This window comes from Spirochaeta dissipatitropha, assembly GCF_054657935.1.
Genome location: NZ_BAAHXT010000010.1, coordinates 16,213 through 29,935, shown reverse-complemented (window position 1 = coordinate 29,935; position 13,723 = coordinate 16,213). Strand labels below are relative to the sequence as shown.

Annotated in this window: 11 protein-coding genes; all 11 read right to left on the bottom strand. The window is 45.1% G+C overall.

The features are described from left to right. Positions 1-270, bottom strand: a complete 270-nt coding sequence (gene rpsO, locus ACYQ2L_RS12320; protein ID WP_460056102.1) for a 30S ribosomal protein S15 — start codon at positions 268-270, stop codon at positions 1-3. Positions 271-287: 17 nt separating this feature from the next. Then, positions 288-1,061 (bottom strand): hypothetical protein, encoded by a 774-nt coding sequence (locus ACYQ2L_RS12315; protein WP_460056100.1) that lies wholly within the window; start codon positions 1,059-1,061, stop codon positions 288-290. Continuing rightward, positions 1,061-1,993, bottom strand: a complete 933-nt coding sequence (gene truB / locus ACYQ2L_RS12310; protein WP_460056098.1) for a tRNA pseudouridine(55) synthase TruB — start codon at positions 1,991-1,993, stop codon at positions 1,061-1,063. The genes ACYQ2L_RS12315 and truB overlap by 1 nt, the downstream gene beginning before the upstream one ends. A gap of 7 nt (positions 1,994-2,000) precedes the next feature. After that, complete coding sequence (rbfA, locus tag ACYQ2L_RS12305) at positions 2,001-2,336, bottom strand: 30S ribosome-binding factor RbfA (RefSeq protein WP_460056095.1); 336 nt, start codon at positions 2,334-2,336, stop codon at positions 2,001-2,003. A 3-nt stretch (positions 2,337-2,339) separates the two neighbouring features. Continuing rightward, positions 2,340-5,051 carry a translation initiation factor IF-2 gene (gene infB / locus ACYQ2L_RS12300; RefSeq protein WP_460056093.1) on the bottom strand — a complete coding sequence of 904 codons (2,712 nt, stop codon included), beginning with the start codon at positions 5,049-5,051 and terminating at the stop codon, positions 2,340-2,342. Between the two features lie 163 nt (positions 5,052-5,214). Continuing rightward, positions 5,215-6,867 carry a transcription termination factor NusA gene (gene nusA / locus ACYQ2L_RS12295; RefSeq protein ID WP_460056090.1) on the bottom strand — a complete coding sequence of 551 codons (1,653 nt, stop codon included), beginning with the start codon at positions 6,865-6,867 and terminating at the stop codon, positions 5,215-5,217. A 2-nt stretch (positions 6,868-6,869) separates the two neighbouring features. After that, positions 6,870-7,328, bottom strand: coding sequence for an LSm family protein (locus ACYQ2L_RS12290; protein WP_460056088.1), 459 nt, complete (start codon positions 7,326-7,328; stop codon positions 6,870-6,872). A 115-nt stretch (positions 7,329-7,443) separates the two neighbouring features. Beyond that, positions 7,444-7,839, bottom strand: a complete 396-nt coding sequence (locus ACYQ2L_RS12285; RefSeq protein ID WP_460056085.1) for a ComF family protein — start codon at positions 7,837-7,839, stop codon at positions 7,444-7,446. A gap of 273 nt (positions 7,840-8,112) precedes the next feature. Continuing rightward, a complete protein-coding gene (mutS, locus tag ACYQ2L_RS12280; RefSeq protein WP_460056083.1) occupies positions 8,113-10,683 on the bottom strand; it encodes a DNA mismatch repair protein MutS in 2,571 nt (856 codons plus the stop codon). Between the two features lie 2 nt (positions 10,684-10,685). After that, positions 10,686-11,216 carry an OmpH family outer membrane protein gene (locus ACYQ2L_RS12275; RefSeq protein ID WP_460056080.1) on the bottom strand — a complete coding sequence of 177 codons (531 nt, stop codon included), beginning with the start codon at positions 11,214-11,216 and terminating at the stop codon, positions 10,686-10,688. Between the two features lie 14 nt (positions 11,217-11,230). After that, complete coding sequence (bamA, locus tag ACYQ2L_RS12270) at positions 11,231-13,720, bottom strand: outer membrane protein assembly factor BamA (RefSeq protein ID WP_460056077.1); 2,490 nt, start codon at positions 13,718-13,720, stop codon at positions 11,231-11,233. Between the last annotated feature and the right edge of the window lie 3 nt (positions 13,721-13,723).

The following is a 13,723-nucleotide window of genomic DNA, read 5'->3' as shown; positions in this document are numbered from 1 at the left end:
CTATTTTCTCAGTCCTAGTTTCTTAATTAATTCACGGTATCTATTAATATCATTCTTCTGTAGATATTTCAGTAATCGGCGTCGGCTCCCTACGAGTTTCAGAAGACCTCTTCTGGTGCTATGATCCTTCTTCTGTATCTTCAGGTGTTCTGTCAGCTCATTAATTCGTGCTGTTAGCAGTGCAACCTGTACATCGGTGTTCCCTGTGTCCTGAGCATTTGCTCCGTGTTCTTCAACAATTGCTGCTTTTGCATCTTTATTCAGCGCCATGCAGTATTTCTCCTTCATTATTCCTTGTGATGTAACTGTAGTGTAATTATAGAGTCATTACTACTCCCTGTTGAAACCTTTTGATTTTTGACAAGGACAGTTTTATTCCCCCAAATTACATTCCTATTTGAATCAAGCGCAGTAGCATTATACCTGCCATCAGGTGGGATGAGCACATGAACAGCATCATTACCTTGCAGTAAATCCAGCTCTATTTCATATGTTCTACCCGTCAGCTTTGTATATTCCAGAAGTCCTCCGGAGACTACAGCTTCGCGCAATCTGCTGCTGCTGATTCGTTTTCCCTCATGTTGAATTTCCGGGGTAATAAGGACAGCTGGCGAAGGCTGTTGCTGCTGAAAAAAATGAACTATTTTCTCAGCGTTAAAACTTCCTTTGTACCCCATCTTGAAATCATGTCCCACAGCAATGAAGCGGACCGCTATCTGCTGAGTAAGCATTTTCCAAAATAATTCACCTTTTATTTTACTGAATTCCGGCGTAAAGTCAATCAGTATAACATAGTCGATTCCGTATTGACTGATGGCATGCAGGCGCTGTTGAAGTGTTTGCACATTCTTTGTGTGAATATGCCTTGTCATCTTTTTCGGGGTATCAGTAAAAGTAAATACTATTGATGCACATCCGTGTGACCTGGAGAATGAATGTATTGCGGTAAATAATTCGGCGTGTCCGATATGTACACCATCGAAGACTCCTATGGTCACTGCTGCTTCGGTATGTCCAGGAAGCTCGGAATTCAAAAACTCAGGCCAGGTATAGCATATCATTATTTTCTCTCCTGGATATGAGGAGAAACAAATCGATAACTGAGAGAACCTATGTCATTGCTTACTATTTGACCACAGAAAACATGGGCATCGGTGAAAACACCGTAATTACTGGTAGCAGGCTTGAGTTTCTCATAAAACCAGCTATGTTTTGCCGGTTTCCCGTCGGCAAAAGCGTCTATGTAGTCAGGTTTCAGGCGTATGACTGGATTTCCCGTAAGCATAGAGTATGCATGCTCATCCTGCTGTATTTTTTTTCTGATTGTGTCCGCATATGAAGAGTTTTCTACAGCACTCGTGTCTGGATCAATCAGTAAGGCGTCATCAAGATTGAATTCGCCTACACGCGATCTAAGCAGAGATGTCAGGTGACCGCAGGTCCCTAATTTATCAGCAATATCCCGGGCCAGAGATCTTATGTAGGTGCCCGATCCGCATGTTACTTCAATGCGAAGACTGTTTTCATAAAAATCAAGAAGTTTGATTTCCTGTATTTCTATCTTTCTTGGAGGAAGATCGAATAGCTCACCATTTCTTGCTTTATTATATGCACGCTCTCCATTCACATGGATAGCGCTATACAAAGGAGGTATTTGATTCTGAATGCCGGTAAACACTGAGAGTGTCTGTGCGATTTTTTCCGGAGTGAGTTCCGGCACAGTCATGCTCTTGATAATGTTGCCTGTATTATCAAGAGTATCTGTTTCTTTTCCGAGACAGATTTCTGCTACATAGGTTTTATTGGAAGCAAGGACTTGACTATTCAATCGAGTGAAAGAGCCGATCAGTACCAGCATGAGTCCTTCAGCGAATGGGTCAAGGGTGCCTGTATGTCCCACCTTGGTCTTTCTGTCTAATGCTTTTTTTACCGGAGATAAAGCCTTGAAGGATGAAATTCCAACAGGCTTATGTAAAACAAGTAATCCCTGCATGTGCTAATCACTGATCGTTCAGCTTCTGCATTACTTCAAAGCCTTCTGCTAATGATGTATCTGCAAAAAAAGTGAGTCTGGGAGTCATTCTGGTGTTAAGGACACTTGCAAGTTTCATCTGCACAAAGCCAGAGGCAGAGTTTAGTCCCTCTACTGTTTTTTTGAGACTTTCTTCCTTGAGGAAGCCGCTGATGTAAACTCTGGCAAAAGCAAAATCCTTCGATACACTAACCCGGCTTACCGAGGCTAGTGTATCGACGCGAGGATCCTTGATCTGTCTACTGACAATCAATTTTCCGATCGTTTCAGTGATCTGCTGTTCAATTCGTTCTCTACGATGCATGTCTTATTCCGAATCGGAAAGTTTTTTGGCAACTTCCTTGATAATGTACGGCTCAAGAATATCTCCTACCTTGAGATCCGTGTAATTTTCGATTGCTATACCACATTCGAATCCGGTTTCAACGGCTTTAACATCATCCTTGAAACGTTTGAGAGACGAAATTTTTCCCTTGTGTATTTCAACATCATCCCGGAAAACACGTAAATGGCAACCGCGTGTTATGCGGCCTTCTGTCACATAACAACCAGCTATAGTACCGATTTTTGGTACCTTGAAGGTTTCTCTGACTTCGATAGAGCCGATTGATTCTTCCAGAAGATCAGGTGTCAGGAGCCCTTCCATGGCAGACCTGATATCTTCTACAGCGTCATAAATGATGCTGTATTTCTTGATCTCTACTTTTTCCTGCTCGGCAAGAAGTGCTGCTCTCGGCGTTGGTCGTACATGGAAGCCGATGACAATTGCATTTGATGCAGCTGCCAGCATGACGTCCTTCTCGTTGATAGCTCCAGCAGATGAATGAATTGCTACAAGTCGAATAACTTTGGTGCTGAGTTTTTCAAGACTCTGTTTCAATGCCTCGACCGAGCCGTGAACGTCGCCCTTAATGACAACCTTCAGCTCCTGAATTTCGCCTTCCTGAATCGAATCATACAGATTATCCAGTGTAACTTTCTTAACATTCCTGGCCTCTTCAACCTTGCGAAGCTCCTGCCGCTTGCTACCGATTTGTCTTGCAAACTTTTCAGTGTCAGTGGCGTGGAAGGGATCTCCAGCATTTGGTATCCCTGTGAATCCCAGTATTTCTACAGGCATTGAAGGCGTAGCTTCTTTAACTTTTTCACCGAGATCATTAAACATGGCCCGTACTTTTCCATGAAACACACCGGCAACAAAACTGTCACCTATAGATAATGTTCCCCGTTCTATAAGAACAGTAGAAACAGTACCCCGGCCTGGATCAACCTTCGATTCAATAACATGGCCTTCCGCATTGGTGGTGAAGTTCGCTTTAAGTTCAAGGACTTCTGCCTGCAGGAATACTGTGTCCAGAAGAGCTTCAATACCCTCGCCCTTTAGTGCAGATATCTCTGCATACAGTGTTGAACCGCCCCATTCTTCCGGCATCAGATCAAGATCTGACAACTGCTGTTTGACGCGGTCGGGGTTTGCCTCCGGAAGGTCAATTTTATTGATTGCAACAATTATCGGGACACCAGCTGCTTTTGCGTGATCAATAGCCTCACGTGTCTGAGGCATGACACCGTCGTTAGCAGCGACTACGAGAATAACAATGTCAGTGACCTGCGCTCCACGAGCACGCATAAGTGTAAATGCTTCGTGACCAGGCGTATCAAGAAAGGTAATATTGCCCTGTTTGGTCTGGACCTGATAGGCACCGATATGCTGGGTAATTCCTCCAAACTCGCCACTGGCAACATTCGTGGTACGAATAGCGTCAAGAAGTTTGGTTTTACCATGGTCTACATGACCCATAACCGTAATTATCGGAGGTCGTTTCTGCAGGTCATCTTCGGTGTCTTTTTCAGTTTCTATAATAGTCTCATCATAAAGCGAAACTATTTTTACTTTACAGCCATATTCTGATGCGAGTATTTCTGCTGTTTCAGCATCGATCTGCTGATTGATCGTGACCATCATGCCCATGCCCATGAGCTTGCCGATAAGGTCTGAAGCCTTGAGGTTCATTTTTCTTGCAAGCTCGGAAACGGTAACTACTTCCATGATATCGATTTCTTTCGGAACCGACTGAACCTTAGGTCCTTTATTTTTCTTGTAGTTTATTACTTTTTCTTCATGCCGCTCACGTCGATAGTTTTCTTTTTTCTTTGACTTAAAGAATCGTTTCTGTTGTGTTTTTCCGGTATCCGACTCTGGTCTGTTAGTGCCGGAAGGAGGTGCTCCACCTGGGCCACCGGTTCTTGGACCCCGTGGTCCTCCAGGAGGACCCTGACCTGGTCTACCCGGAAATCTTCCGGCTCCAGCTGGTGCGACAGGCGGTCGTGAATCGCGATTTCTGGGAACTGCACCCGGTCCACCCGGAGCGCCAGTGCTACGGCTGCCAGGACGCCCTGGTGGTCGTCCTGCCCCTACAGGCCGACTGCTGTCGCCTGTGGAGCGTGCTGCAGGTCGGCTTGCCGAGGTATCACGTGCCGGGCGTTTCGGTCGATAGACCTCAACCCCACTGCGCTTCTGAGGTGTCCGCTCTTTTGCCAGAGGCTTGCCGTCAGCAGTCCAGACCGAATCGGGTTTATCTTTGGAGCCTTTCGGTTTGTCCTGTGGTTGTGTTGTTTTCTTTATTTCTTCTGATGCAGTTTGCTCGGGTTTTGGCTTCTGAGCAGGCTCGGCTTCTTTTTTCTCTGCTTCAGGTTTTGATTTCACCTGGCTCGAGGGGCTTGAAGCTTTTGCTGAAGGATCAGTTTTTTCCTTGTCAGTCGCTTTTGGAGTGTTCCGAGCTTCTTCCTTCGCATGTCCCGTATCGACAGATCTGGATTCCTGGGGTTTCTGGCTCTTCGTTGCAGCAGCTGGTTCAGCTTCAGTTTTTTCCTGAACTGAATCCTGCTTTGTGACAGGTTTTGATGTTTTGCGAATAACAACCCGTTTTTTCTTTTTTGGCTGCTCATTTTTCTCTGTGGATTGGACAGAAGGCTCCTTCTTGTGTTTGATTAACGTGGCCTTCGGTTTCTTATCCATTTCCTGGTCTGTAGACATACTACCCCTTTATTCCTCTCTGTACAGTCAACGCTGGAGCTATTACATCATATGCGCCCCATTTGGCACGTGCAGGAAACCTGCACGGCTGCTTGACCTTTGTATACTATCATTCTCTATGAGCTTCTTCAATGCCCTGATAGAGTCAATCTTCATCTGATTCGTCGTCAGTTTCTTCGTCTATAATTTCAACACTATCGTCGATAATTGCACTGAGTACCTGAATATCATCTTCATTAAGACCTTCAATATCTTTAAGAGCCTCAGGTCTGGTGGTAATCAGGTCAATCAGGTCTACTATATCGACAATTTCTGCAGCAGCTAATGCTTCTACTATTCCGTCAGTCAGTCCGGGGAGTTCTGATACGTACTGGATTTCTTCATCCTCAGCATCATCTTCATTAGAATCAGCATCATCAGCGCCTGATTCTTCTGATTCGTCTATCTGCTCTGCATCTTCGGAGTCTTCGTAGTCATCTTCATATTCATCTTCTTCATATCGGTCATCAACGATTTCGACGTTTTCAGCAACGATATGCATGAGATTATCGACATTCGCCTCAGTAAGTCCCTTGATATTTCCAAGATCTTCTCTTGAGAGTGTGACGAGATCTTCTATGTAGATATGTCCATTTTCTTCCAGTATATCAACAAGATGAGGCTCGATACCGGGCAATTCACGAATCTGGGTGATTTCTTCATCTTCATAATCACCAAAAAGCTCGGATACCGCTCGTTTGGAATCAGCACTGATGTCCATCTCTGCAAACTGTTCAGGGGTTTTTACATCAACATTCCAGTCGACAAGCCGGTTAGCCAGGCGCACATTCAAGCCTTGTTTTCCGATAGCAACCGAGAGCTGATTATCCGGCACAATTGCCAGTGCCTGCCGCTTCGATTCACTCAGAATAACAACCTGTTCTACTTCCGCAGGAGATAGTGCATTCTGGATATATTCTCTCGGATCAGGTGAATATTTCAGAATATCGATTTTTTCACCTTCAAGTTCACGGACAATTGCCTGAATCCTGACACCTTTAACACCAACACAGGCGCCTACTGGATCTACATCCTCTCTGTGGCTGTATACGGCAATTTTGGTTCTATATCCTGGTTCACGGACAACCTTCATAATTTCGACTGTTTTATCGTATACTTCCGGTACTTCAAGCTCGAAAATTCTTTTAACAAATTCAGGATGAGTGCGCGAAAGTACGATCTGCAGACCATGTGGTGCTTTGACTACTTCATAGATCAAGGCTTTTATACGATCATTCTGCCTATAGGCTTCTCTTGGACTCTGATAGCGCTTCGGCATTATACCTTCGGTTTTACCAAGATCAACGAATATGGTTCCATTTCGTTCACGCTGATAGTATCCGATGATCATCTCACCCTCTTTCTCATGGAATTCAGAGTAAAGAGTATCTTTCTGGATGTCCCTCATGGTTTGTCTGGCGCGTTGTTTTGCACTTTGTATTGCACTTCGGTCAAATTCCTGGGGATTGATTTCGATTAGCAGTTCATCGCCAAGCTCACAATCCTCATTGAACTTCAATGCGTCTTCAATATCAATTTCAGTAACCGGATCAAATACATCATCGACGATTTTTTTCTGGGCAAATAATGAAACCTCGCTACCGTCATCCGAGAATTTTACTACAGCATTTTCAACGGTGTCAAAAGTGCGCTTGTACGCAGCATAGAGGAACTCTTCGATAATATGGCGAACCAATTCTTCAGATATGCCTTTGTCCTGAACTATAAGCCGTATAGCGTCGGCTAATCCTGCTGCCATAATTACCTCCTGTCCTGCAAGTAGTCAAGTTTTGCTTTACGAATAGATGCAATAGCAATTGATCGCTTCTGCCCATCTGTTTCTGAAATTTCTATTGATGAATCATCAGTGTTTTCCAGAACTCCATAGATCCAGTCGGAATTATCTTCAGTCAAAATCCTGATTCCTTTTCCTGTGAATATTTTATACTCCCATTGATTTTTAATCACCCTGTCAATGCCTGGAGTAGAGAGTTCTATACTAAGATCATAGCCATGAGGATCAAGTGCCTGCATTCTGGCCTGTATCGTCTTGTGAGCTTTTCCGAGTTCGTCGTGTCCCACACCGTCATTGCTGAAAACAACAACTACGAGATGGCGGCGTCCATTTGTAATGGCTGAAGATAAGTCAACAAGCTGTAGATTCATACCTTCAAGAACCGGTGAGAGCAGATCGATCAGCTCCTGTTCTTTTGGGGTCATATGGTCTCCAATAATTATTTACGATAATCGGTCAAAAAAAAAGAGCCGCTGAACGACTCTTTTTTTCCTTGAAATAAATTGTCTGTTTCAAGATTAAGTAATATGCAGTCTTTTGTCAATCCTGTGCAATCGTAAAACAATACATCTTCCCGACTCCCTGCTCGCTCAGTTTTTGAGCTGCATGTTTTATGCTTGCACCGGTAGTTGTTATATCATCGATCAGAATGAGTCTGTCCGGAATATCTACATCTGATATGCCGAACATGTATTCTGCATTCTTTTTCCGTTGATCGACATCAAGATTTTTCTGTATCCTGGATTTTTTGAATCTTACGAGAGCATGCAGACACTCTCCTCCTGTTATGTCTGCGAGTAGACTTGCTGTCACCTGCATCGGATCCCAGCCACGAAATCGAATATTTTTGGGATGACCCGGTATATAAACAATCGGCCAGCCCCAGGCTTCAGCCGGTATGGTATAAGCCAGGAGTTCTGCGAAATGACCGCACATAAGCCGGCAATTCTGTTTTTTCCATAGTAGGATTGCCTGCCTGAGTCTGCCGGAGTATTTACCTGAAGAATAAGGTGAGAAATCTGCAAGTTCAGATGTATGAAGAAGGTGTAGGCTGCTGCTGCATTCTGCGAGTATTTTTGCAAAACAACATTGGCAGAGTGCTTCAGAAGATGCTGTTTCTTTGCCACACCAGGCGCAATGTGAAGGAAAAATCCAGTTGAATAGAGACCTGTACATGCTTTTTTATACAGCATGAATTTGTATTTTCCTTTAATTAAGTTGTTCTTTGAGGGTATAGATCAGCTCAAGAGCCAATTTGGGACTCAAACTGTCGGGATCGGTGTTTCTGAGAATATCAGCGATTTCTGTTTCTACAGAAAAGAGCTGAGGAGACTTTTGTACACTGGATACAGGTTTATTCTGTGGTAGTGCTATTTCCTGTTCAGGCTCAATTAATTCGAGTATCTTTTCGGCATGTGCAATTATCTGTTCCGGAACGCCTGCAAGTCTGGCTGCTTGTATGCCATAGCTGTGACTGCTCGGCCCTTGTTGAATTTCTCTAAGAAAAACAATATCCCGTCCATTTTCCAGAACAGCTAATGATTGATTCTGGAAATTCTCGTGTTCAATCTGGGAGAGCTGGTGATAATGCGTTGCAAACAGGGTTCTGGAATCAAGTGTATCAAGAATATATTCACAGACGGCGTGAGCGATTGCTTGTCCATCGGTTGAACTGGTCCCACGGCCGACCTCATCCATGATTATGAGGCTGTTCGGTCCGGATGTCCGAAGTATGTGGGCTGTTTCACTCATTTCAACCAGAAATGTTGATTCTCCTCTAGCGAGGTTATCCCGGGCACCTACTCTGCAGTAAATTTTATCGGCGATGCCGATATGTGCAGATTCTGCAGGAACGAATGAGCCGATCTGGCTGAGGAGTACGATCAAAGCTGTCTGACGGAGATATGTAGATTTACCAGCCATATTTGGACCGGTTATAAGTGAGAAAGATCGTGTGCTGAGGTCCACAGAATTAGGAATGAAATCACCGCCGGGCATGAACTGTTCGACTACCGGGTGCCTTCCTTTTTCAATTTCCAGCCGCCTGGTTGTATCGAGGACGGGTTTGACATAACCGTGAATGGTCGCTGCCTGAGCAAGCGATTGCAGTGAATCAAGTTCACCGAGTTTTCCTGCAATCCTCAGTATTTCGGCAATACGGGATTCGACATCTGTACGAATCTGCTGAAAGACTTCCAGCTCACGGTCTATTAGATTCTGCTGAGCATCGTTGAGTTCGGTTTCAATTTCATTCAGAGTTTTGGTAGTAAACCGGTCACATTGAGTCAGTGATTGACGAGGAATGAAATAGTCTGGAATTTGGTCTCTTTTTGATTTTCCCAGTTCCAGAAAATATCCGAGAACCCGGTTGTATTTAACCTTCAGGGTGCTCAGTCCGGTGTCTGATTGAAGCTGCTGCACATACTGCTGCAGTACCGCATCGCTGTTTCGGTGTAAATTTCTCAGACTGTCTACTTTTTCATCATAGCCATCACGGATTATTCCACCTTCCAGGGGTGATAAGGGAGGATTATCTGAAATAGCTTCATTTAACAGTCTGCTGAGATCCTGTGCTGCTTGCTTTTCTTCTGCTCCCAGCAGGAATACATCGTTAAGAGCGGGATTGGCTTCAACATAGCGGTGCAGTTCTATTACAACGTTGAGGCTTGCTCCGATCGACTCGTATTCTCTTGGATTACTTCTTCCTGTGCCTATTTTTGCGGCCAGTCTTTCCAGATCACGTGCTGAGGCTATGATGGAACGAATTTCGTTAAGTTCAATTTGATGATGATATAACAGTCCGACAGTTCCCTGTCTTTCTATGATTGTTTCGAGTTTCCGCAAGGGCTGCAGCAGCCATCTTGAGAGCGTTCTGGCCCCCATTGCTGTTTGAGTAAAATCAAGCACCTGAAAAACCGTGAATTCTGTTCCGCCATCTTCAAGATTTTCTACGAGCTCGAGGTTCTTCTGGGTAGCTTCATCCAGGGGAACATAGTCGCTATCCTGAACTTTTTGAATTCCTGACAGATGACCTAGTTTTGCCCCTACATTCTCAACGGCATAGTCAAGAAGCGGTCCCGCAGCAGCAAGGGCCGGCTCGTCTTTTTCGATGCCAAATCCCCGCAGGTGAACAGTAGAGAAGTACTCTGTTAGTCTGCGCCAGCTTTCCTGCTGGGAAAAGACCCAGTCAGGATAACGGTTAATAGTTCGATTACGGGAACTTCCCAATACAGACCCGAGTTCTGACTCGTACAGGCTTTCCTGGACTATCAACTCTTTTGGAGAAAGACGGGCAATCTCCCGTTGAAGGCCAGAGACAGCCTGCTGCCAAGGATAACTGTGGATTTCGAAGCGGCCAGTAGAGACATCCAGCCATGCCAGACATAAATCAGATTTAGTTCTACAAACCGAAAGCAGATAATTATCGCGCCGCGAATCGAGAAAGTTTCCTTCCACAATTGTTCCGGGGGATATAACTTCAATGACCTTGCGGTCAACAATTTTTTTTCCGGCTGACGGAGGCTCAGTCTGCTCACAGATAGCTATTTTCTTACCGGCTTTCAGCAGCCGCGGTATATAGCTGTCTGCAGCATGAAACGGAATACCGCACATTGGTATTCCGTTTCGCTGGGTAAGCGTCAGCCCAAGGATTCCTGATGCCTCCTTCGCATCCTGGAAGAACATTTCATAAAAATCTCCCAGGCGAAAGAACAAAATGGCATCACGCTGTTTGTCCTTGATATGCCGATACTGCTGCATCATTGGCGTATCAGCTGACATCCTTATCTCCTGGTTTGACGCAGGCGCTGTATTACATTATCGGTAATATCTACTTCACTGGCCCACCATTGCAGATATGGGTCTGAGGCATTGAGAACAATGGTATAACCCTGTGATTCACTCACAAATCGAACAGCCTGCTGAATCTCCTGCAGAAAAGCGTCGGATGCCATGAGATCCCGCTCCTGGCGCTCAAGCTGTGAGGACCTGACTCTTCGCAGTTCATCAATGAACTGCTGTTTTTGCTGGATCTGGCTGTCCAGCTGCAGGCTTAGTTGATCGTTTTCATTGTTTACTGCTTCGATTCTACGCTCTCGCAGTGTCAGCAATTCAGTCTCATGGCGATGTATTTCGTTCCTGGCATCTTCAACTGCCTGTTCAAGATTGCGGACTGCCTGGGACTCCCGCAGGAATGAACTGTAGACTCTGCTGACGTCAAGAACAGCAACGGTTGTCAGCTGTTCGGAAAATACGGGCGCAGCCGCAAACAGCAGCAGAACAAATGCTGATAGTATAAATCTTTTTATTCTCATTTTTTATTCCTCTCCTAGAAAAAGCTTGAGCTGAATGAAAGTACAAAACGCAAGCCTTTTCCTGCCTCGTTTTCAGGATTAAAGAAGTTTCCGGTTTCCCATTGTATACTGTTATTTTCATCGATAGTAAACAGCCGTGCAAAATAAAGACTTATAGGCAGCTGCGGTATGGAAAACCTGAGTCCCGCTCCGAGTCCATAGAGGCCATCCTGCGGGCTTGTGTTCGGCACTGCGCTTAGTTCAGCGTATGGAAATGTGGCGTCGAAAAAAGTATCAAACCAAAGCAGTTGTTCAGCTATAGGCATTCGGATTTCCAGCGTGTTCTCCCAGAGACCATGAAGTCCTGGCTGAAAAGACCAGCCCCTGGCATTTGTAACACCATTGACTGCGAGTAACTGGCTGTCAGGTACATTCTGAAGCGCTTCTTCACCGCTCATGCCATGTACCCAGAACTGTGGAAGGATTGCTGAAAAACCTGCTTTCGCTTTCAGTACCATTTTCCAGTTCCAGTTTTCACCTACTGGAATATCGAACAAGGTCAGATAGCCCTCCGCTGCCGATTCACTTAATATGAAGTGTCGGTTACCGAAGAGGAATCCACCAGTAAAGGTGAGATTCTGCCCCAGGTAATATCCGCTGCTTGGACTGATCAGAATATCCCTGCTATCGAGATTAGTTCCAAGTCTCCAGCGATTAATGAGTTCCCAGCTGCTGTTGCTGGACTTCAGATTTTCGTATGCTCCTCCATGGGGAGGGAAATACAGTTCATCATTATAGCTGGTCAGATTAATTCCTGTGCTCAGATTGGTAGAAAGGTTCAGTCTCCCTGCTGGAGTAATAAATCGATACCCGGTATTCCCTCCGAGAATAAAATCCCAGTCCTGCAGTTGCATCCTGAAATCATTTGGTATTTCATTTTCTTTTTGACCCGGGAGCTGACCAAGAATTCCACCGGTCAGAGGATCGGTCTGCAGTATATTATTCTGCAGGGTACGCTTGACGGTCAGATTCATCCCCGCAGACCATCGGTATCCCAGAAGCCAGGGTTCTCTGAAGTTGAAGGAAAGGCTCTGCTCAACCGGTGATGCTACTACTTCAGCACCAATTGTCTGGCCCAGTCCCCTGAAGTTACCGTCCTGCCAGGCGATTCGTCCGGAAACAGGGAAGTCACCTCCTCCGCCTATATCAACACCAAGCCGGATATCAGCTGTCTGACCTTCCTCGACATCAATGATCAGATCCATGAGACCTTCGACACTGCCGTATGGCGTTTCGGGGACGACCGCAGTGAAAAAGCCGGTGTTCATGAGATTAAAGAGCCCGGTCCGGATCTGACTTGAGCTGAAAATATCGCCCTTTTCAAACGGGAGTTCACGGAAAATAACATGGTCTTTCGTTTTTGTATTTCCACGGACGATTATATTTTCAATATGAGCGCGGTTAAACTCCTGAATTGTTACTGTGTAGTGAATAGTGAGATTTTCATTATTTCTGCTTTCATCAACCGATATATTGTTGAAGATATAACCATTGCTGTAATATAGATCAGAAATTCTTTCGAAATCCTGTTCAATTCTGAGGAGATTTATAACCGTATTTTGTCTGTGACGTACAAGCGCCTGAAGTTCGGTATCGGAAAAAACACTATTGCCGACAAAGGAAATACCTTCAAAACTATATTGTTCACCTTCTTCGAGGTACACGGTTATAGTCAGGAAATTTCTGGTATCATCAGTATCTTCAACCTGGGTCTGGACTTCACTGATTTCTGCATCAATGTATCCGCGCTGCCTGTAGTAGTCCAGAATCCGTCGTTTGTCCTGCTCGAGCACTGCTTCCTGGAAAACCCCGGAATTGAACAGTGATTGCTGCTTGCTTTCCATTGCGCCTCTGAGCGCACCGTCTGATGCGAAAGCGTTGCCAACGAACTGAATCTGCCTGATAGTTGTTTGAGATCCTTCGTCAACCACAAATACTATACGCTGTTTTCCAGGGACATCGGTGTCTTCAATCCGGCTGCTGATACTTGCCTGGGTATATCCATTTTCTCTGTAGAGTCTGCGGATTTCTGTTTCATCCATTCGGATTCTGGAGCGTGAAATAATATCTCCGCTGCTTACAACTATCACATCACTCAAGCGTGAATCCCGAAGCCGTCGGTTGCCTTCAAATACAACAGTATCCACAATCGGACGTTCCTGAACCTCGAAATTTATTATTACTTCGCTGCCTTCCTCGTCCGCCCGAACCGCATTCGGGATTATCTGGGTGAAAAAATCAAGAGCATAAAGCCGTTGCTGAAGTTCCAGGAAACGCCGGTCAGTGAACTCTTTGCCAATATAATCATTGATTATACCGCTCAGATCACCTACATCGACGTGTTGTATTCCGGAAAAAGTAATATCAGCGATAGGCTTGTTCTGATACCAGTCAGCGTTCTGATTCTGTGCGCTAAGCGACAGAGGCAGCAGTAAGAGGAAAATCCAGGCGTAGCGTTTGTGCATGCA

Coding starts and splice junctions, on each gene's coding strand:
- rpsO (WP_460056102.1), bottom strand. CDS start 270: ATGGCGCTGAATAAAGATGCAAAAGCAGCAATTGTTGAAGAACACGGA.
- ACYQ2L_RS12315 (WP_460056100.1), bottom strand. CDS start 1,061: ATGATATGCTATACCTGGCCTGAGTTTTTGAATTCCGAGCTTCCTGGA.
- truB (WP_460056098.1), bottom strand. CDS start 1,993: ATGCAGGGATTACTTGTTTTACATAAGCCTGTTGGAATTTCATCCTTC.
- rbfA (WP_460056095.1), bottom strand. CDS start 2,336: ATGCATCGTAGAGAACGAATTGAACAGCAGATCACTGAAACGATCGGA.
- infB (WP_460056093.1), bottom strand. CDS start 5,051: ATGGATAAGAAACCGAAGGCCACGTTAATCAAACACAAGAAGGAGCCT.
- nusA (WP_460056090.1), bottom strand. CDS start 6,867: ATGGCAGCAGGATTAGCCGACGCTATACGGCTTATAGTTCAGGACAAA.
- ACYQ2L_RS12290 (WP_460056088.1), bottom strand. CDS start 7,328: ATGACCCCAAAAGAACAGGAGCTGATCGATCTGCTCTCACCGGTTCTT.
- ACYQ2L_RS12285 (WP_460056085.1), bottom strand. CDS start 7,839: ATGTGCGGTCATTTCGCAGAACTCCTGGCTTATACCATACCGGCTGAA.
- mutS (WP_460056083.1), bottom strand. CDS start 10,683: ATGTCAGCTGATACGCCAATGATGCAGCAGTATCGGCATATCAAGGAC.
- ACYQ2L_RS12275 (WP_460056080.1), bottom strand. CDS start 11,216: ATGAGAATAAAAAGATTTATACTATCAGCATTTGTTCTGCTGCTGTTT.
- bamA (WP_460056077.1), bottom strand. CDS start 13,720: ATGCACAAACGCTACGCCTGGATTTTCCTCTTACTGCTGCCTCTGTCG.